The 19,107-nt window shown below is 67.5% G+C and carries 20 protein-coding genes and 3 pseudogenes; 16 read left to right on the top strand and 7 right to left on the bottom strand.

The features are described from left to right. The 3 genes and pseudogenes from B5P21_RS16045 to B5P21_RS16055 all read left to right on the top strand — a co-directional run. Positions 1-392, top strand: a 392-nt coding sequence (locus tag B5P21_RS16045; protein ID WP_246865351.1) for a Mu transposase C-terminal domain-containing protein, incomplete at its 5' end; no start/stop codon positions are given. Positions 393-549: 157 nt separating this feature from the next. Further along, a pseudogene (locus B5P21_RS16050) lies at positions 550-1,353 on the top strand (AAA family ATPase). Positions 1,354-1,475: 122 nt separating this feature from the next. Further along, positions 1,476-1,866: pseudogene (locus tag B5P21_RS16055) on the top strand (recombinase family protein); the annotation flags it as partial. A gap of 193 nt (positions 1,867-2,059) precedes the next feature. On the opposite strand, the gene B5P21_RS16060 reads toward B5P21_RS16055, so the two are convergent. From B5P21_RS16060 to B5P21_RS17650, 3 genes and pseudogenes are all read right to left on the bottom strand, one after another. Then, positions 2,060-2,311, bottom strand: a complete 252-nt coding sequence (locus B5P21_RS16060; RefSeq protein ID WP_133064214.1) for a hypothetical protein — start codon at positions 2,309-2,311, stop codon at positions 2,060-2,062. A gap of 768 nt (positions 2,312-3,079) precedes the next feature. Beyond that, positions 3,080-3,391, bottom strand: a complete 312-nt coding sequence (locus tag B5P21_RS17640; RefSeq protein ID WP_345703640.1) for an expansin EXLX1 family cellulose-binding protein — start codon at positions 3,389-3,391, stop codon at positions 3,080-3,082. A gap of 776 nt (positions 3,392-4,167) precedes the next feature. Further along, a pseudogene (locus tag B5P21_RS17650) lies at positions 4,168-5,030 on the bottom strand (glycoside hydrolase family 5 protein); the annotation flags it as partial. 411 nt (positions 5,031-5,441) lie between these two features. On the opposite strand from B5P21_RS17650, the gene B5P21_RS16070 reads away from it, so the two are divergent. After that, positions 5,442-5,789, top strand: coding sequence for a hypothetical protein (locus B5P21_RS16070; protein WP_052663287.1), 348 nt, complete (start codon positions 5,442-5,444; stop codon positions 5,787-5,789). Between the two features lie 97 nt (positions 5,790-5,886). Then, positions 5,887-6,846, top strand: a complete 960-nt coding sequence (locus B5P21_RS16075) for an IS481-like element IS1122 family transposase (RefSeq protein WP_045526244.1) — start codon at positions 5,887-5,889, stop codon at positions 6,844-6,846. 765 nt (positions 6,847-7,611) lie between these two features. On the opposite strand, the gene B5P21_RS16660 is transcribed toward B5P21_RS16075, so the two are convergent. Together B5P21_RS16660 and B5P21_RS16085 are read right to left on the bottom strand one after the other, a co-directional pair. Beyond that, complete coding sequence (locus B5P21_RS16660; protein WP_045530812.1) at positions 7,612-7,839, bottom strand: hypothetical protein; 228 nt, start codon at positions 7,837-7,839, stop codon at positions 7,612-7,614. Positions 7,840-8,073: 234 nt separating this feature from the next. Next, the gene (locus tag B5P21_RS16085; protein ID WP_045530814.1) at positions 8,074-8,676 is read right to left on the bottom strand and encodes a hypothetical protein; all 603 of its coding nucleotides are present in this window, start codon (positions 8,674-8,676) and stop codon (positions 8,074-8,076) included. A gap of 694 nt (positions 8,677-9,370) precedes the next feature. Here B5P21_RS16085 and B5P21_RS16090 point away from each other — a divergent pair. The 7 genes from B5P21_RS16090 to B5P21_RS16120 all read left to right on the top strand — a co-directional run bounded on the left by B5P21_RS16090 (position 9,371) and on the right by B5P21_RS16120 (position 14,374). After that, positions 9,371-9,907, top strand: coding sequence for a trypsin-like serine peptidase (locus B5P21_RS16090; protein WP_094171490.1), 537 nt, complete (start codon positions 9,371-9,373; stop codon positions 9,905-9,907). Between the two features lie 568 nt (positions 9,908-10,475). After that, on the top strand, positions 10,476-11,168 hold the full coding sequence (locus B5P21_RS16095) for a recombinase family protein (protein WP_236688877.1): 693 nt from the start codon (positions 10,476-10,478) through the stop codon (positions 11,166-11,168). After that, positions 11,066-12,091 (top strand): MinD/ParA family ATP-binding protein, encoded by a 1,026-nt coding sequence (locus B5P21_RS16100; protein WP_052663289.1) that lies wholly within the window; start codon positions 11,066-11,068, stop codon positions 12,089-12,091. The genes B5P21_RS16095 and B5P21_RS16100 overlap by 103 nt, the downstream gene beginning before the upstream one ends. Before the next feature lie 8 nt (positions 12,092-12,099). Further along, positions 12,100-12,714 (top strand): hypothetical protein, encoded by a 615-nt coding sequence (locus B5P21_RS16105; RefSeq protein WP_045530816.1) that lies wholly within the window; start codon positions 12,100-12,102, stop codon positions 12,712-12,714. A gap of 95 nt (positions 12,715-12,809) precedes the next feature. Next, positions 12,810-13,160 carry a hypothetical protein gene (locus B5P21_RS16110; RefSeq protein WP_045530818.1) on the top strand — a complete coding sequence of 117 codons (351 nt, stop codon included), beginning with the start codon at positions 12,810-12,812 and terminating at the stop codon, positions 13,158-13,160. Between the two features lie 30 nt (positions 13,161-13,190). Next, positions 13,191-13,586, top strand: a complete 396-nt coding sequence (locus B5P21_RS16115; protein ID WP_045530820.1) for a single-stranded DNA-binding protein — start codon at positions 13,191-13,193, stop codon at positions 13,584-13,586. Further along, positions 13,583-14,374 (top strand): HNH endonuclease family protein, encoded by a 792-nt coding sequence (locus B5P21_RS16120; RefSeq protein ID WP_094171491.1) that lies wholly within the window; start codon positions 13,583-13,585, stop codon positions 14,372-14,374. The genes B5P21_RS16115 and B5P21_RS16120 overlap by 4 nt, the downstream gene beginning before the upstream one ends. An 84-nt stretch (positions 14,375-14,458) precedes the next feature. Here the strand turns inward: B5P21_RS16120 and B5P21_RS17720 are convergent, their stop codons facing one another. Beyond that, positions 14,459-15,250 (bottom strand): trypsin-like serine protease, encoded by a 792-nt coding sequence (locus B5P21_RS17720; RefSeq protein WP_108742722.1) that lies wholly within the window; start codon positions 15,248-15,250, stop codon positions 14,459-14,461. On the opposite strand from B5P21_RS17720, the gene B5P21_RS16125 reads away from it, so the two are divergent. Further along, positions 15,164-16,126 (top strand): IS481-like element IS1122 family transposase, encoded by a 963-nt coding sequence (locus B5P21_RS16125; RefSeq protein ID WP_045526325.1) that lies wholly within the window; start codon positions 15,164-15,166, stop codon positions 16,124-16,126. The genes B5P21_RS17720 and B5P21_RS16125 overlap by 87 nt on opposite strands. A 446-nt stretch (positions 16,127-16,572) precedes the next feature. On the opposite strand, the gene B5P21_RS16460 is transcribed toward B5P21_RS16125, so the two are convergent. Then, positions 16,573-16,992 (bottom strand): hypothetical protein, encoded by a 420-nt coding sequence (locus tag B5P21_RS16460; RefSeq protein ID WP_236688878.1) that lies wholly within the window; start codon positions 16,990-16,992, stop codon positions 16,573-16,575. A gap of 112 nt (positions 16,993-17,104) precedes the next feature. Between B5P21_RS16460 and B5P21_RS16135 the strand changes: the two genes are divergently transcribed. The 3 genes from B5P21_RS16135 to B5P21_RS16145 all read left to right on the top strand — a co-directional run bounded on the left by B5P21_RS16135 (position 17,105) and on the right by B5P21_RS16145 (position 18,902). Beyond that, positions 17,105-17,851 carry an MFS transporter gene (locus B5P21_RS16135; protein WP_094171505.1) on the top strand — a complete coding sequence of 249 codons (747 nt, stop codon included), beginning with the start codon at positions 17,105-17,107 and terminating at the stop codon, positions 17,849-17,851. Further along, positions 17,787-18,323, top strand: coding sequence for an MFS transporter (locus B5P21_RS16140; RefSeq protein ID WP_165770637.1), 537 nt, complete (start codon positions 17,787-17,789; stop codon positions 18,321-18,323). Before B5P21_RS16135 ends, B5P21_RS16140 begins: the two co-directional genes overlap by 65 nt. A gap of 315 nt (positions 18,324-18,638) precedes the next feature. After that, positions 18,639-18,902, top strand: a complete 264-nt coding sequence (locus B5P21_RS16145; protein ID WP_045530824.1) for a DUF3892 domain-containing protein — start codon at positions 18,639-18,641, stop codon at positions 18,900-18,902. The last annotated feature ends 205 nt before the right edge of the window (positions 18,903-19,107 follow it).

The raw sequence follows: 19,107 nt of genomic DNA on the forward strand, positions 1-19,107 counted from the left end.
GCCCTGGGAACCGACGCCCAGATCCAGTGCTCGACCTCGCCGGCCTCGACACGGCCATCGGAACCTTCATCGCCACCTACAACGACCGCCCGCACAAGGAGCTCGGGACCACACCGCGAACAGCCTGGGTCGGTGACGGCTGGCTGCCTCGGATGCCGGAGAGTCTCGTGGAGCTCGACGGGCTCTTGCTGACTGTGCCGAAGAGCCGCACCGTGCAGCGCGACGGGATCCACTTCCAGGGCCAGCGGTACCTCGCCTCCACGCTTGCCCCGGTCGCTGGCCGGACCGTGACCATCCGGTACGACCCGCGTGACATCTCCGAGATCCGCGTCTACGACCACAACACCTTCATCTGCGTCGCCGTCGACGAAGCCCCCCGAACCTGCGCATGAGCCTCCGCGACGTCGAGACCGCACGCCGCGCCCGCCGCCGCCAGCTGCGCCGAGACCTCAACGACCGCATCCCCACCACAGTCAGCCGCACCGAGCTGCCCACGACACCGCTACCACCGCGACGGCCGCGGCTACGCACCTATGAAGAGGACGGATGATGCCCGACACGTTCATCACCACAAAGGAGCACCGGCGGTTCGTCGAGTTCGCGAACGCCGTCCGGAAGGAGCAGACCATCGGGATCTGCCACGGCGACGCCGGCGTCGGGAAGACCAACTCCGCCCGCCGCTACGCGCACAGGGACACGCTCGAGCCCTACGTCCAGGAGTGGGGACGCCGCGGCGCGGACGACCCCAAGCTCGATGCCGCCGCCAACCGCTCGCGCGCCTGTTCTACACGCCCGACGTCCTGCCCCGGCCGAAGGACCTCATGCGCGAGCTCGACCGCTGGACCGTCGACCTCGGCATCAGGATCGAGGATCACCAGCGCACGATCGGGAAGATCACCGGCACCGGCGGCGACGCCCGCCGGTGGGTCGAGCTGTTGATCATCGACGAAGCGGAACGACTCACGCCCACCGCGCTCGAGCTCCTACGCGATCGGCACGACCGCGAGCACCTCGCGATCATCCTCATCCGCATGCCCGGCATCGACCAGCGATTCCGCCACTACCCCCAGCTCTACAGCCGCCTCGGCTTCGCCCACCGCTACCGCGCCCTCGGCCACGACGAGCTCTTCTTCGTCCTCGACCGCCACTGGAAGCGCCTCGGCCACACGCTCAACCCTGACGACTTCACCGACGCACAAGCCATCTCCGCGATCCAACGCATCACCCCGCGCAACTTCCGACTCCTCGAACGACTCTTCCCGCAGATCCAACGCGTCCTCAAGATCAACCAGCTCGAGACCATCACCGGACGACGTCATCGAAGCCGCCGCCAGCATCCTCGTCACCGGATGACGACATCAGGCGGCAACAGGACTGCGCCATCGAGCGGCGCTGCCCACAGCGGAACCATGCGTCTCAGGTAAGTGGTCCGGCGACTGTTCCGGTGAGGGTGCCTCACCTGAGACACTGGATGCATGGCTGGACAGCTCATCGGGTACGCCCGCGTCTCGACCGACGAAACAGGACGTCACCGCGCAGCGGGACGCCCTGACCGCGCTCGGCATCACCCCGGATCGGATCTACGTCGACCACGGCCTCACCGGCACGAACCGGAACCGCCCCGCCCTCGGAAGGCGCTCGAGGCGTGCTGTCCCGGCGAACGTTCGTGGTCACGAAGCTCGACCGCCTCGCGCGGTCGATCAGCGATGCCCGCACCATCGCCGACGAGCTGCGGCCAAGGGCGTAGCGCTCAGCATCGGCGGATCCGTGCACGACCCCACCGACCCGACCGGGCGCCTCCTGTTCAACATGCTCGCGATGTTCGCCGAGTTCGAATCCGACCTCATCCGCGCGCGCACCCGCGAGCATTGAGGATGTGGTCGATCGCAGTGCAATCGACCACATCGACCATGAGCTCGTACTGCTCAGCACGGTAAGCAAACCGAGTGACATACAGGCAGTCATAGCCAAGGCTGGTGACATCCACGTCGTCGCACCATTGCAATTACGCATCATTCGTGGGCCATCGACAACCTGGAGAAAGTCGGCTTTGCCAACATCAGTCGACGTCTTCGTCTGGGGGATGCGTGGCATTACGGCCCCGTGTGAAGCCGTCGCGGTAGCCAGCCTTGTAGCCCGCCTTCTTCGCATGACGCTCACGCCAGGCGAAACCGTCGACAAGCAGCTCGTGCTCACGAGACTTCGCGTTACGTCTGAGTCGCTGCGCGACCGCGATCGCGTACCCGGCGATGAGCGCCCCGCTCACGATAACCGAGGCGCTGACCATAGGTTCGTCGGTCGCGGATTGCACGTGGCACAGATCGTGTCAGATACCAGTTTGGAGGACAAAGCGAGCGCGGCGGCGTAGGAAAGACCCGGGATGAAATGTCTTCCCACTTGATGAGCCGTTTCGCGTGTGGCAATATTCCCATTTCGAGATCTCGTAGGCGGGAGCGTGACGCTCCGCATGCCGAGAATGCCGTAGAGGACCGGATTTAGCAGGCCAACGGTCGCGCCCACCAGCAGCACAAGGTTGGCGGCTTGCGGGGCACCGGCGAGGCGGAAAGCGACGTAGGGCGCCGAGTACCAGGCTGGTGATGAAACCCAAGGATGCCCGATGAGTTGTCTGGGCGTATAGATTGCTTGGCGTTGGCTGCGAACGAGGGTGATCGCGCCAAGAGGGCCAACGATGCCGACCATGGCGAAGATGAAGAGCTGCTGTCCGCTCACAGCATCACCTAGCCTCTGCATGACGAGGGATGTCGCTGCGAGGGGCAACTCACGGACCTCTCTCTAGAGGACCGCCCAGTCGATGACGTCGCTCGGACGGAAGTTGCATGCATTGCGATCAGGGCTCAGCGCACCGGGTAAAAGCGGGAGGATGTGGGCTGGTTCTCTCCGGGCGCCATGCGAAGGCCTGGGAGCACGACCGTGCGACCGAACTGGGTCAGTCACCTTCACGGTCATTGGGCCGTCCTGAATCGGAGACGGCGTGACCCAGTACCCATAGTCGGTGCGGCTGAGGCGCACCCACTGTCCGCCGGCCTGGATTTCGACGCGGTCAATGCGGTGCCAGCGTTTAAAATCTGTAGACCCGCCCACCAGCGTGACGAGCCCTCCTTAACGCGGATGGCGACAGCGGCACGGCCGGATCCTGGACGGTGACGTAGCTGATCGGGATGATGCCGGCATCGAAGTCGCCGATAGCACGGAATGCTTCCTCGCTCAGGTCGAGATGCCCGATCTCGCACTCGTGGCACTGGTCGACGACCTGAACGCGGACGGTGCCCTTTGGGCCCGTGACGTCGAGGAAGGTGCCGCACGCGGCAGCCCCGCTGTACTCGGGGCTGCTGAGCGCAACGTACATTCGGTCTGCAGGGACAGCCGGCATGGAGCAGTTGCCGTTCGCGATCGTGTTGCCCTGGCCCAGCGAGTAGTGCGTGGCACGGCCGTGCGTCGTGGGCCGAGCAGGCGGTGTGGGGTGGGCAGGCGGCGCCGCGGCCGCCGTAGCGGTGAGTCGTGGTGAAGAGGGAGCCGGGCCACCCGACGCCTGCAGGCCGACGTGAACGGTCTGGCCGGCGGCGAGCTTGCTCGCCCAGTCCCGTGCCGATGCAGGTTACGGTGCCGGAGGCGACGCTGCAGCGCATGCCCCAACTGGTGGCGATGGAGGTGGTTCCGGGGCTGGCCCATGAGACGGTCCATCCCGTGACAGCGGCTGTCGCGGTGACGTCGATGTTGGCTACGTAGCCCGATGCCCACGATCCGCCAGGCTGCCATTTCGCCGATACAGTGCCCGGCTTCGCCGGGCCAGGCTGTGGCGCTGGCTGAGACCCGGATCCGCCGGATCCTGGACCCGCCCCAGGCGACGGGTGCAGGATCGGCGCCAGTGTGTCGAGCTTCGTCTGCTCCGGGGTCACCCAGTCGGACTTCACGATGCCGCCGGTGTCTCCGCTGTCCGGGTTGAAGGCCCAGAACGACGAGCTGATCCCCGTGCTCGACAGATATCCGACGAGGGTGTTGAGCCACTGCTGTCGCTCGTGGTCTCGAGCTTCGTACCGAATTCGCCCACCAACACGGGCGCGATGTCCTTCTTCGCCAGGTATCCCCAGTGGCGTCCCAAATACCCGGCAGGTTCGCCGGATAGTTTGATGCGGAAAACCATGACTGGCCGTAAATGGTCGATGGGTAGTCGTGCGGGGAGTAGACGACGCGATTCGCGACGGAAAGTCGGACAGGTGCATTGCCTGCCAACCCGAGCGCACCGCCCCACCAGGTGCCGGATCCGTCGGCCTCGTGGTCGATGCCCTCCACGAGCACGAGGAGGTTCGGGTTCTCGGCGAGGACCGCATTCCCACCACGCTCGGCCGCTGCCCGCCAGTCAGTGGTGGCCGCCCCGGTACCCCAGGTGGCCGCGCCGTGCGGTTCGTTGTGCAGGTCTACACCTATGACGGTGGGTTCGGCTGCGTAGCGCTTGCGAGCATTTTCCAGTCGGAGATCCAACGCGACTCCGGGTACTGCGATGTGTACCAGAGCTCAGACTGGCCGCCCGAGTCCGGCCGGTGCTGGTCGAGGATCACATTGAGCCCTGCCGTCTTCGCGGAGGCGACGACGTGGTCCATGACCTGGAGTGCTGTGAGACCGGCGAGTGATGGGTCCGCACTGACACCCGTGACGCTGGATGCGGCGAGGCACTGGTTCGAGTAGGGCAGCCGCACGGTCGTGAAGCCCATCTGCTTGATGTGCTGCATGCCGCTCGCGAGGGTGATGGTGTCGAGGCCGTGCGGCGCACACGAGGAGGTCTCCATGCCGAACCAGGCGATGCCGCGGATCGTGTACGGGGTGCCGGAGGAGGTGACGATCTTCCCACCCGAGGTGTGCAGCCAGCCGGGCGGCGAGGACGCCGCACCCGGGCCCGCCGAGGCGGCAGGAGCAACAGGCCGAGCGGATGCGGCGGACGTAGCGCCGATCGCGAGCGCCATGGAGACGATGAGCCCGAGCACTATAGATGCGAGGCCTTGGCGAGATGTCATCCCGGAAGAGTAGTGAACATGATTAGATGCACTATTGACTTTATCCACAATTTTGTTGCGCACCCCTACACTCTCCCCTACCTGATAATGATTATCGATACCGATGGTTTCCTCGCTCGCATAATATTTTATAGAACATGGTCATTTCGTACCACCGGGATATATTGCGCCGCCCCCGACGTGATTGTCATTGCGGTCGACAATCATATTCGCCAATCAGCACAACCCGGACGAACCGACGCACCACCCTCTCAAAGCCCTAAAACCCATGCCTCCACCAACACCTCGGCAGGAACACCGCCGCACGCTCGCACACGGCTTCCACCGCTCATGTCGAGGCTCGTCCGTACGCCCGTCAACGAGCGCGGCCGGACGCTCCCACTCGATCGAATCGACGAAGGAGAGCACCCGGTGAGCAAGGTTAAAAGCAAGCTCGCTGGCGTCGACAGCCTCGTGCGCGATGTTGGCGCGCACCCGTGGGCGCACCTCGAGGCCGGCTACTGGCGGATCCAGGTTTGGGACGGGCCCGTGCTCGGGTACGTGATGCGGCACCGGGCGGAGCTCGGGGACCCGTTCACGTTCGAGGTCTATGCCGACGCCCGCAACGAGCTCGGGCAGCGGATCTGGCTCCGGCGTGAGGACTCGCTGAACTCGGCGGCCGCGTGGATGATCCAGAACAGCGATCGCCTCATCGCGTTCGCGGCCCGGCACGCAGCCGCGGCGCCGGCGGGTGCCGACGACGCGGCCGCGACCAGCTAGGTGTACCCGGCCATGACGTTGGTGACACTTCGGGGCGTGTGAGGAGGCCTCCTGGCTTGATGGAGCTGTCTAGTTCTGCCACTGCCAGGAGGCCTCGATGTCCCACGCTAATGCTCGTCTGACGGTTCACGGGAGGGTTCTCCTCGTGCGGCGGGTGGTCGAGGATCGTCGGCCGGTCTCGCATGTCGCGCGCGAACTCGGTGTGTCGCGTCAGTGCGCGCATCGGTGGGTGAATCGGTTCCGGTCCGAGGGCTTCGAAGGCTTGTCGGACCGGTCCTCGAGGCCGAGACGGGTGCCGACGAGGACGAGCCCGGAACGAGAACGAGCCGTCGTGGAAGCGAGGACCCGATTGCGATCAGGTCCTGCCCGGTTGGCGCCGGTGACCGGTGTTCCAGCCCGCACGATCTCCCGCATCCTGCGGCGGCACGGGGCACCGCCGTTGGCATGGTTGGACCCCGTCACCGGGGCCGTGATCCGGGCATCCCGGTCGACGGCAAACCGGTACGAGCATGAGCATCCCGGCGACCTGATCCACGTCGACGTGAAGAAGCTCGGCCGGATCCCGGACGGCGGCGGCTGGCGGGCGCATGGCCGCAGCGAACAGGTTCGTGGTCGTGGGATCGGGTTCGATTACGTCCACGCCGTGGTCGATGACCACACCCGCCTCGCCTACGCGGAGATCCACCCGGACGAGAAGGGCGTGACCGCGGCAGGGTTCCTGACCCGGGCCGCGGCGTACTTCGCCGAGCACGGCATCACCCGCATCGAACGGGTCCTGACGGACAACGCGTTCGCCTACCGGCACTCGGCCGCGTTCCAGAACGCGGTCACGCAGCTCGGTGCGAGGCAGAAGTTCATCCGCCCGCACTGCCCCTGGCAGAACGGCAAGGTCGAACGCTTCAACCGCACCCTCGCGACCGAGTGGGCCTACCGGCAACCCTTCACCAGCAACCAAGCCAGAACCGACGCCCTTGATCCGTGGATCCAGCACTACAACACTGAACGAATCCACTCGAGCCACGGGCTGACGCCCGCGGCCCGAGTGTCACCAACGTGATGACTCAGTACAGCTAGCTGCCGCTACCGATCTCGATGCCCCGGGCGATGTTGTCACCGCCCCGGAATCGGGCGCCACCGAACAGTCTCTGATCACGCAGGGCCCCGGGACGTTCGAGCCCGTCTACTGGATCGGCCGTATCTACTTCGACGTGGATGGGAAACAGTACTCGTGCTCCGGATCCTCCATCCGCTCAGACTCCCAACTCATCGTCGCCACTGCGGCCCACTGCCTCTACGATCACGGCGACTGGTCCACGCGGGTGGTCTTCATCCCCGCGTGGGACGGCGCGAATAAGCCCCTGGGAGTCTGGGGCACCTTCTACTACGCGGTCTCCCGGGACTGGCGGACCAAAGAGGACCCGGGTCACGACGCAGCGTTCATCAAGATGCAGCCGAAGACGGCGTGGAATGGCACCAAGGAGTATCTGGCTCCCCAGGCGGGAGCTCCGGCCCCCGCGTTTGACGCTGCGACACCTGGCCTCCACTTCGACGCGTTCGGGTACCGACCCCTCAGCGGATACGTTCCTGCACCCCTCTACACATGCGCAGGCCAAGGACGGCACTTCCGCGGATTCGCCTCGATCCCGGAGTACGAGATCCCCGGCTGTGACCCGCCAGGTGGAGCTTCTGGCGGCCCCGTCTATCACGCATCGACACGTGGCCCGAACGGGACACAGTACGGCGTCATCACGGAGACGCGACGGGCCCGAGATGGGTCACCGCTCCTCATCTTCGTACCCTGGGGCCAGGTCGAGCACAGCCTCTACCGGTCCGTTGACCTCTGGCCCAAAGATCCCGGGGCTGAGATGAGCCCGTCCGAGAGGTCGATGGACTCGGCGGTCGTCGCGGTCGCCGGCAGCACTGGCCGCGTCTCTACTGCGCTCCTGATGTCGCCGAGCGTGGCGTCCTCCGCCGCGTTCGCCGGTCCGACTCCGGCTAGCACGAGAGCGCTTGTGGCGACGATGCCGAGTGCTGAGTATCCGATCTTCATGATTTCCCCCCTTGGTGAAATCGAGTCATCCCACCGTGGCAGCAAGGCACCGGGTTCGGCTTCCGCCAGACGAATGATTGACAAATGCAAGTAGTTCGGCCCAGGCGGACCGTCTGCGTCTGTCCTGTGACCCTTGTCTTGTGAGACGCCTCGCGGGTCGTGCTCTGGCACTTCAGACCAGCCCGGGGGTTCCTGGCGGTCTGGGCGTCTGTCGCGGGAGCGTGCAGCGAGGCGTTACGCGTAGCAGTCCAGGGCGGCGGCCATGTGCTTGTCGCTCATGTAAACGAAATCGGAGACCAGCATGCCCCCTGTTCCCGGCAGCGGGAGCGATGGGGCCGCGATGGGAAGTACGAGGACAACGGCGAGCCCGCGCGCACGCGCAGCGGCCCGGGCGTTCAGTCGATCGGCCGACTGCGAGGTCCAGTCACGGATCACGGCCTCGTCTGCAGATTCGATCCACGCGTCGCGGGCCTCTGCGTCAATCCATGCCTCCCCGGGGGGTGGGGTCGCGAGCACTGGGGGGATCGCGCGCGCCATCGGGCCGAGGTCTCCGGTCTCAAAGGACCTGGAGACAAGGGCCTCGCGAGAGGGCGACGCGATCGCCCACTCCAATGACTCGATCCAACGGACGGAGAGCTCGTGGACGAGGAGTGCCGCGTCGTCGGCGGGAAGGGCCGCACTCACAGGAGCGGGCGTGAGTGACTTCGGGATGGCAGTGACCTCGGAGCCGCACGCGTCTCTTGCGTACAACAGCCGCATCAAGTGTCGGTCGTGCACGACAGTCATCCCCTCTGTGCCCCTTCGCCCGGACGTTGTGGGGATGTGCTCGATGCGCATGGATCTCCTCGGGTACTAGCACTGAGGGGAGGATCTTCCGCACTCAAACTCGGAAGCAGACGTATCTGTACACAGCCCTACGTGAGAAGTCCTCTCACACCTTCCTAGCGTGGGCGCAGTCCCGCATGCCTTGGCTTGCGAGACGGTGGTGGCGGGGCGGGGCGGCCTTCGTTGTTCCGAACGGATCTAGGGACCGGACGGGTAGGCGTGCGGACTTCCGCTAGTACGCGCCGTACGAACACGGTCTCGTGTGCTGTGTCTCCTACCGCTTGTGCAGTCCATGCGCGGCTACTCCGGCGCTGTCTCTAGGGTGTGCTGGCCCTCGGAAGTGTTCCGCACGGGTGGCCTGCCTCTGTGTGTTGCTATCTCCCAGCTCCACGCATCGCTCCGTCCCCGGGGCGGGCTAGATGGACGCGCTCGGCGCGGCGTGCGTGATCACGGCACCTGTGCTCGACGCCCGACATGAAGGATGCACATGCACCTGCCTCTTCCTTCTCGACGCCGACTCGAACGCTCTACCGCTCGGTTACTACTGCTGGCCTGCCTCGGGGCCGCCGCGGTGGGAGGTGTCAGCTTCAGTGGCATCGGAACTCCGGCCGCGCACGCGTCCCCCCGATCGTCCCAGCGCCTCGCCGGAACCTCGACGGACACCGATGATGTCACGGGCAAGAGCTTCTCGGACGAGGATGACGCTGTGTCGGCCGCGTACTGGACGCCCGAACGCATCCAGAAGGCAGATGCAGCTTCGGCGGACAGCCCCGGAGACGACGCGAGCCTGGTCCAGTCCAGCGGATTGTCGCACTATAAGCCCGTCAACTGGATCGGGCGGCTGTACTTCACCCGCGGGGGACGAGAAGGGTCCTGCACCGGATCCGTCGTCAAGTCCGACTCGCGGCTCGTCGTTGCCACTGCAGCTCACTGCCTGTACTTCGACCGCGAGTTCGCGACCAATGTGCGTTTCATACCCGCCTGGGACGGGGCCAACAAGCCGCTTCTCACGTGGGGTGCCGACTTCTACCAGGTCACGACCTCCTGGCATGCGTCGATGGATGCTCATCACGACACCGCCTTCATCAAGATGAAGCCCCGAGAAGAGTGGGACGGGAAGAAGACGTATCTGTCCGATGTCGCCGGTGCCCCCCGGGTGGACTTTGCCCTCGCGGCTCCGCGCCTGCACTACGAGATGTTCGGCTACTCCCAGGTCTCCGGCTTCACGCCGGCCCCCTCGTAACCTGCTCCGGTGAGGGTGACCGCTTCATCGGATCTCCCCGGCGGATCGGCCTCATGCCGTGCCAGTTCCCGCCCGGAGCTTCGGGAGGGCCCGTGTATCACGCCTCAACGCACGGTCCGAACGGAACGCAGGTCGGCAACACGAGCTCGGTCCAGACCCTGGGAAACACCGTCATCTCCTGGTTCGTACCCTGGGGCAGCGAGGAACACGCCATCTACAAGAACGTCGATACCTTCGCCGGCTGATGCGTGCGACGGACGCGCGGTCTTCCGGATGCTCGAGGGGGTCTCCGTCAACGCATCGTGACTTTCGTGCGTCAGCGTCGTAACGGGAGGGGTGGCTCGCGTATGCGTGCCACCCCGTTCCGCGTAAGGGCGCACCAACCCGTCGTCTGTCCCGTGCCATCAATCGGCCTGTGCTGTCCCGCATGTCTTGGGTTGTGGGACGTCCCGCGAGTGGTCAGAGCCCGCCGCGGAACACCGCGGCCGCGAGCGTCCCGCAACCATGGCCCGCAAGGGGGTGCTTAGCTGGGCGTGCTCATCGTCGGTTGCGGGACAGGTAGGACGTCGTGGGGAAGCTCATCGGGTACGCGCGGGTCTCGACCCGGCAGCAGAGCACGGACCGGCAGGTCGTGGATCTGCTCGCGGCCGGCGTGCGGCGGGATGATCTGTACGTCGATCACGGGGTGTCCGGCGCCCGTGCGTCGCGGCCGCAGTTCGACGTCGCGCGTGCGGCGCTGCACGCGGGCGCCACGCTCGTGGTGACGACGCTCGATCGCCTCGGTCGGTCGACGTCCAACATGCTCGTGCTCGCGGCCGAGCTCCAGGCGGTCGGCGTCGGTCTCCGGGTGCTCAACCTCGGCGGCGGTGACGTCGACACGTCCACGACGATGGGCGCGATGGTGTTCACGATGATGGCCGCGCTCGCGCAGGCGGAACGCGAGATCAAGAGCGAGCGCGTCGTCGACTCCGTGGCCAAGAGGCGCGCGGCTGGCGGCGACCTCGGCGGACGCCGGCAGAAGTTCACGGACAGCTCCGCGTCGACGTCGACGGCACCGTCTCGCCCGTCCCGGACGAGCCGGCGCCGTCCGCCGCACACGCCGAGACCGCGCAGGAGGACGCCGGCGAGGACGAGCCCCGGCCGGCGGACGCCGGCGTCGTGCTCGACGTCGACCACGACGACGAGCGCCTGGCCGAGCTCGGCGCCGACGAGGCGGCGCAGCCCGAGCGGGCACCCCAAACCCGACGCGAAGCGCGGTTGAGCGCCCGGGACTTCGTGCAGTCCCAGCCCACCCCGAAGGCCGCACCCGCACGCGAGGGGTGGCGCGGAGGCGCCAACCGGGCCGGGTTCGGCATGCTCCGGCTCGCGCCCGGAACGCTGGAGCTCACCCGCCGCGGGTGGCGGAGCTCCGTCCAGCGGGGCATCGCCGGCCACAAGACCATCGTCGTTGTCGGGGAGAAGGGCGGCGTCAGCAAGACCACGACGACGTACCTGCTCAGCGCCGTCCTCGGGCGCGTCCGCGGCGGCACGATCCTCGCGTGGGACAACAACGAGTACAACGGGTCCCTCGGCGGCCGCGCCTACGAGGCCCACCACGACCACACGGCCCGCGACCTCCTCGGCCACATCGACACCTTCACGGACCAGGCACACCAGGCCGACCTCGTGAACTTCGTTCGACCGCAGCGCGACAACAAGTTCGACGTCCTCGCCTCCCAGAACGCCGTCGGCAACACCCGCGTCATCGAGGCCGATGAGTTCCGCAAGCTCTACACCGCACTCACCCGCTTCTATCGGCTGATCATCGTCGACACCGGCAACAACTCCGAGGCGAGCACCTGGCGCGCCGCAGTCGAGTCCGCGGACCAGCTCGTGCTCACCTCGCTCGTCAAGGAGGACTCGGCCGTCAAGATCGCCTCCCTCGCCGACAAGCTCGACGCGACCGGCCTCGGCGACAAGCTCGCCAACGCCGTCACCCTCATCAACCACAACTCGCCCATCAACTACCCCGACCTCGAGCAGCGCCTTCACGACCACATGGCGCAGCGCACCCGACAGGTCGTCACGGTCCCGTTCGACAAGGCGCTCGACGCCGGCGCGGGCATCGAATACGACGCCCTCACCGCCGCCTCCAAGGAGGCATGGCTGGCCGCGACCGCCGCGGTGATCGACGGGCTCCGGTAGCGCCGGCCATGAACGTCCGCACGCCGGCGTGGCTGGTCCGCTACCTCCACGACCCGATCGCTCTCGCGACGACGCACCGCATCGCCGGCTGCACGGCCGTCGTCGCGGTGCCGGCGTTCGTGGCCAGCGCCGTCGTCGCGAGCTTCTCGTCGTCGCTGTCCTGGATCCCCGAGCTCGTGTTCCTGCTCGGCGCCGCGGCCGTCGTGGTCCGCCTCACGTTGAACGTCCTCCGATGGTGGCGACGAGGCCCGGTGCGATGGGGCATCTTCGCCCCGAAGGCCCGCCGTGCGTACATGCAAGGCGTCTGGCGCACCGTCGCCCACGACGCGCTCGACCGCGACGTCTGGGCCGTGCGGGTGGTTGCCGTCACCTACATCCGTGCCCGCGGGTGCCGCGCCATCGTCGAGCACCCCGACGGGCGCCGCCAAGACGCCTGGTTCTGGCACGTGCGGCCCCGGAGAGGGCACGTCTACCTCGTCCGCGCCACCGGCGCCGCGACCGGGATCCGCGACCAACACCGGGTGATGTACGTCGGCAGCGACACCACCGGCCCCGGAATCATCTACCGCATCCCACGCGCCGCCTGGCGACAGCGCACCGTCCGCATCGTCCGTTTCCAATGAGACCGCCGACGACCGCCGACGCCCTCGTGCAGCAGCTCGGGAGCGACCGCAACGACTTCCACCGCCCCCACTGACCACCGATTGAAAGGATCCTCATGTCCATGTACCAGCCCCGCGTCCGCGGCGGTATGCACCTCCGCGCCACCTGGGCTTCACGCCTCGAGCAGCTCGCTCGTGCGTTCGTCGCGCTGTTCGTCGCGGCCGTGCTCCTGCCCGTGCCCGTGTTCGTCGCGATCAAGCTCGGCGGCGCCCTCGCCGCCGGCTCCACGTACGACGCCGGCGTGCTCGGCGCGTCGGCCGTGTTCGTGCTCAGCTCCGTCGTCATCGGCATCGCTGTGCGCGCCGGTGCCCCGGCCCTCGTGGCCGCGTTCCGACCGCTTGAGCCGATCTACGACCCGGTGGCCGAGGGTGCCGCCGTGGTCACCAACCCCCGCCAGTTCTACTAACCGCTCGACCGCATCGAAGGGACACGCATCATGGCTCAGCGCACCATCTGGGGGCATCTGGCCGCCCCGCCCGTCGTCCAGGACGCCGGGAGGACCAAGGTCACCAGGTTCCGCGTCATCGAGAACACCGGCGCCTACCGCGCTGGGAAGTGGGTCGAGGACGAGACCCCGACCACGCACCTCGTCGAAGCGTGGTTCGAGGTCGGCGTCACCGCGGCCGCGCTCAACGAGGGAGACGGGGTGATCATCGTCGGCAAGGAGCACACCGAGAAATGGATGAAGAACGACACGCCCCAGTACAACCGGGTCCTCAAGGCCGAACGCTTCGGCATCGTCCCGAAGGCACCCGCCAAGGAGCCCGAGCCCGCTCCGGAGCCCGAGCCGGTATCCGTGTGGGAGCGCACGGCCGCTGAGCCTCCGCAATGACTCCGCGGAGTCGGCGCCTGTTCGTCGTCGCCGCCGTGCTCCTGAGCGCGTGCGGCGTCGTCGGCGGTTGGTACGGCACCGGGCTGGGCTTCACGCAGGAGTCGGTCGACGTCGCGACCGCGGCCACCGCTGAGCGGGTCGACGTCGCGGCCGCGAGCGGCGCCGTGGGCGACGTCCTCGCTCGGGCCGGCCTCGTGCGCGGCGGCGTGGTCGACGCGGCCGCGGTGCGGGCGCTCGTGGACAAGCTGCCGGCGGACACGCACGCGAGGACGCCTGCCTACGACCGGGCGGCCTACGGGCCGTCCTGGGCCGACACCGACCACAACGGGTGCGATCAGCGGAACGACGTCCTGGCCCGCGACCTCACGGCGGTCACGTTCACGAAGGCGGATCCCAGCTGCACCGTGGCCACGGGGCACCTGGCCGACGTCTACACGGGCCGCAGCATCGGCTTCACCCGCGGGAAGACGACGAGCGCGGCCGTGCAGATCGACCACCTGGTGCCGCTCGGCTGGGCGTGGCAGCACGGCGCCGCCGGCTGGACCGGTGAGCGCCGCGAGCAGCTCGCGACCGACTTCAACAACCTCCAGGCCGTCGACGGCCCCACCAACGAGGCCAAGTCCGACCAGGGGCCCGCGACGTGGCTCCCGTCGGCCGCCGTCGATGACTGCCTGTACGTCACCCGCTTCGCGTACGTGCTGAGCACGTACGAGCTCACGATCGACGACGCCGACCGCGCCGCGATCGACCACACCCTCGACGGCTGCTCCTCACCCGCTGTCGGGTAGGCGCTCGGCACCTACCCGACAGCGACATGACTAGCCACTACTACCGTGGCATCAGCGGCTCATTTCGGGATATATGCGGGTCCTTTAGCTTGCTGGTGCCATGTGGTATCCGCGGAAGTCGGAGAGCACACGGGCGGCGTCGGTATATCCCATGATGTCGATGTTGGAATGATCGGAGTCATAGAGCCCGGAGTCCGTTGCGATACCGTAAAAGTCACCCGTTCGGCTCACGACCGCGCCGCCTGAGTCGCCTTTCAGGAGATTAGCGCCTGTGCTGCGGGCGGCGGCGTAGACATGGTTTTGCACCCATGCGGGAGGTACACTTGTGCTGGTCCATTCGCAGAGGGATCGAGGAACTGCGCCGCTTGTGCAGAACGTCTCTCTCGGGCCCGGCACGCCCTGTCTGGTCATGGGCAAGGTCGTCTCATGCCCTGGAGTAAAGCCGGGAAGGAATACTCGATTGAAGGCTTGCGGGGAGTAAACCGTCGAGGGCGTGCAGATGACGTGTCCGGACGTGGCAGAGCAGGTCCGCGCCCCGTGCGGCGACCCCTCAATCCGGACCAGGGCGAGGTCGTCGGGGTCTGCCAGCGCGACTACGCTTCCTACTTCGACGTCTGTGCCGTTCGCCGTTCGGACCTCGATGGGCTCGGTGGTGCGTCGAACGCAGTGTTTTGCTATGACCAAGTACCTAGCTGTACCCGGCCATGACGTTGGTGACACTTCGGGGCGTGTGAGGAGGCCTCCTGGCTTGATGGAGCTGTCTAGTTCTGCCACTGCCAGGAGGCCTCGATGTCCCACGCTAATGCTCGTCTGACGGTTCACGGGAGGGTTCTCCTCGTGCGGCGGGTGGTCGAGGATCGTCGGCCGGTCTCGCATGTCGCGCGCGAACTCGGTGTGTCGCGTCAGTGCGCGCATCGGTGGGTGAATCGGTTCCGGTCCGAGGGTTTCGAAGGCTTGTCGGACCGGTCCTCGAGGCCGAGACGGGTGCCGACGAGGACGAGCCCGGAACGAGAACGAGCCGTCGTGGAAGCGAGGACCCGATTGCGATCAGGTCCTGCCCGGTTGGCGCCGGTGACCGGTGTTCCAGCCCGCACGATCTCCCGCGTCCTGCGGCGGCACGGGGCACCGCCGTTGGCATGGTTGGACCCCGTCACCGGGGCCGTGATCCGGGCATCCCGGTCGACGGCAAACCGGTACGAGCATGAGCATCCCGGCGACCTGATCCACGTCGACGTGAAGAAGCTCGGCCGGATCCCGGACGGCGGCGGCTGGCGGGCGCATGGCCGCAGCGAACAGGTTCGTGGTCGTGGGATCGGGTTCGATTACGTCCACGCCGTGGTCGATGACCACACCCGCCTCGCCTACGCGGAGATCCACCCGGACGAGAAGGGCGTGACCGCGGCAGGGTTCCTGACCCGGGCCGCGGCGTACTTCGCCGAGCACGGCATCACCCGCATCGAACGGGTCCTGACGGACAACGCGTTCGCCTACCGGCACTCGGCCGCGTTCCAGAACGCGGTCACGCAGCTCGGTGCGAGGCAGAAGTTCATCCGCCCGCACTGCCCCTGGCAGAACGGCAAGGTCGAACGCTTCAACCGCACCCTCGCGACCGAGTGGGCCTACCGGCAACCCTTCACCAGCAACCAAGCCAGAACCGACGCCCTTGATCCGTGGATCCAGCACTACAACACTGAACGAATCCACTCGAGCCACGGGCTGACGCCCGCGGCCCGAGTGTCACCAACGTCATGACTCAGTACACCTAGCGCCCCGCTCTCTGGGAGACAACGCGGCCCACAGGCCAGATTTCTGAAGTACGACTCCAACTGTGCAGTCTTGGCCGCTCCATTTGCCCCACACCTCCGTGCCAACGACCACAGGTACGGAACTCCGCTCCGGCGAAGTTCGCGCGTTAGCCGCGCTTGGAGCCATGAGTGCGAGTGCTATAGCGCCCATGACTGCGGCGGACGTCAAGACCTTAAAATGTTTCATCATTCTCCCGTCATAAATTACTGTGTTTCTACTAACGAGACCTCTGGGAATCGGCGAGGTTCGCGCACAAGCTAGTCGGAAGAAGAAGCGTCAGGGCGATTCCTGCACATGCCTCCTCGAGACGAGGCGTTCACGTCGAGAGGGAGATGGCTGCACCGTGGCCATGAGGCACCTGGCCGACGCCTACACGGGCCGCAGCATCGACTTCACCCCGCGGGAAGACGACGAGCGCGGCCGTGCAGATCGACCACCTCGTACCCGTCGGGTAGACGATCGGCGCCGACGTCACCGGGCTCGCGAAGCTCGGCGACGTCGGCGGCCGCGGGTGCGGCCGCGTGCCGTGCCGCGAACGCGATGAGGCGGTCGCTGTTCTGGATCATCCACGCGGCCGCCGAGTTCAGCGACTCCTCACGCCGGAGCCAGATCCGCTGGCCGAGCTCGTTGCGGGCGTCGGCGTAGACCTCGAACGTGAACGGGTCACCGAGCTCCGCCCGGGCCCGCATCACGTACCCGAGCACGGGCCGGTCCTCGACCTGGATCCGCCAGTAGCCGGCTTCGAGGTGCGCCCAGGGGTGGGCGCCGACGTCGCGCACCAGGCCGGCGATGCTGCTGCGGACCTTGTTCACCGGGTGCTCTCCTTCGTCGATTTGATCGAGTGGGAGTGTCCGGCCGCGCTCGTCGACGAGCGTACGAGTTCGCGCCGACATCATCGCCACGGCGGCGGTACAGTGCCCGAGCATGACGACCCGCGCGACCACCATGCAGCACTCCGAGCCGCTGTTCTCCCGGAGGTTCTTGTCGAGCGTCACGCTCGCGAGCGGCGCCGGCCAGGTCGTGGACTTCGCCCTGCCCCTGTTCGCCGGCGCCGTGCTCGGCCTCACGGCCACGCAGACCGGTGCGCTGCTGGCCGCGGGCCTCGCGACGTCGTTCCTGCTCCGCCCGCTCGGCGGCATCGCCGCGGACCGGTACGACCGCACCAGGATCGCCGCGACGGCCGCGCTCGTCCTCGGCGCCGGCTACGCGCTCATCGCCGCCGCCGGCACCTTCCCCGTCGTCCTCGCAGGCGTGCTCGTCTCCCGGGTGGGTGGGGCGTTCCTGTGGGTTGCGCTGCGCGCGACCGCTGGTGTCCGCCACCTGGTGGATCCGCGCGCGTTCTCCCGGCTCATGTCGGCCGAGGAGCTGGGGTCGTGGGTCGTCCTCGCGCCGGCGATCGGCCTCCTCGCTGCCGCCGGCTACGCGCCGACCTTCGTCGCGGCCTCGGCGTGCGCGATCGTCGCTGGCGTGCTCCTCGCATTGAGCCGGCGCCGGGCGTCGACGCGCGGGAGCGACGGGCGGCGCCGCTCGAGCGGCGCCGCCCGTCGGCGTCGACGGCGCCGTCGTGCGCGAGCTCGTCGGCCGACTGCGCCCGCTCCTGGCCGTGGTGACGGTCATCGGGACCGCGGAGGCCGCGATCGGGCTGCTCTTGGTGCTGCACCTGCAGCGTGAGCTCGGCCTCGGGCCGCTCGCCATCGCGTGGGTGTCGCTCCCGGGCGGGATCGCCCTCGCGGTCGCCCCGCCCCACCTGCACCGGCTCACGGTCCGGTTCGGCCGGACGCCCGTCCTCGTGTCCGCGGCCATCGCCGGCGCCGCGTTCGCCGGCGGGCTCGCGGTCGCTCGGGATCCCGTGACGATCGCCGTCCTCTGGATCCTGTCCGCGCTCGCGCTGGCCGCGATTCTCCCGATCGAGCAGGCCGCCCTCACCGAGGCGTCCGGCCCCGCACGCGTGGGGCGGGCGCTGGGCCTCTACGAGGCCACCACGCTCCTCGCAGCCGCCCTCGGCAGCCTTGCCGCTGGGATCCTCTACGACGCCGTGCCGTGGGCGGCTGCGTGCGCGACGTCGGCGGCCGTGATCCTCGCCGGCGGGCTCGTGCTCCCGCGGACCATCCGCCAGCTCAGGCCAGAGTCCGTGAGCACCTGATCTGTCGACGCCCGGTCAAGTTCGACCGCCGACCACCGACCGCCGACCGGCGACGCCCTCCCTCTTCCACCGGACGCACGTCTCGCGACGAAACCACAACATGTGGGGCCTACACGATGTGGACTGGTTACATGTCGTACCCCACCTGTAGAATTAGCGGCGGAACGTAGCACGACCCCGCACCCGTCAGGGAAGCCGAGCGGTACGGGGTCGTTCCACCAGTTCACAGGCCGGTTCTTCGACCTTAACACCGACACGAGGGGACCAACCGAGGGTCTTCGGCCCACGCGATGCTCATCCAGATAGGAACATCTCATGGCAGACCGTGCCGTACGGCAGTCCGGCAAGGACCGCGACGGCGACATCACGTCGCTCGCCGACCGGGGCAGCTCGTGGTCACCCGTGTCGAAGGCTCAGGCGATCTCCGACATCGAGAATCGACTGCACACGTACCACGTGCCGTGGAAGACCGCCGGGCGCACGGAGATCCGCGTCGTGCCGGATCCGAAGGGTAAGTACCTTCGGACCGACTCAGACAACACGACGAGGAACAACCTGCGCGACCTGCCCGACGCGTGATCCGGTGACGTGAGGGGGTTCGGCCATGCCGAGCCCCCTTCGTGGCGTTCTACCTGTCCCGCATCCCAAAAAATGCGGGACCGTTTCTCACCAGTTCACACGTGGCCACCTGCCGCCCCAGGGCGCGGGCGACACACGTCGCCGTGATCACACTCACCCTGGGACGCACAATGCAGATCCCAAGTAGCTGATAGCGGGTCGGCGC

This window comes from Clavibacter michiganensis subsp. insidiosus (assembly GCF_002240565.1).
GTDB lineage: Bacteria > Actinomycetota > Actinomycetes > Actinomycetales > Microbacteriaceae > Clavibacter > Clavibacter insidiosus.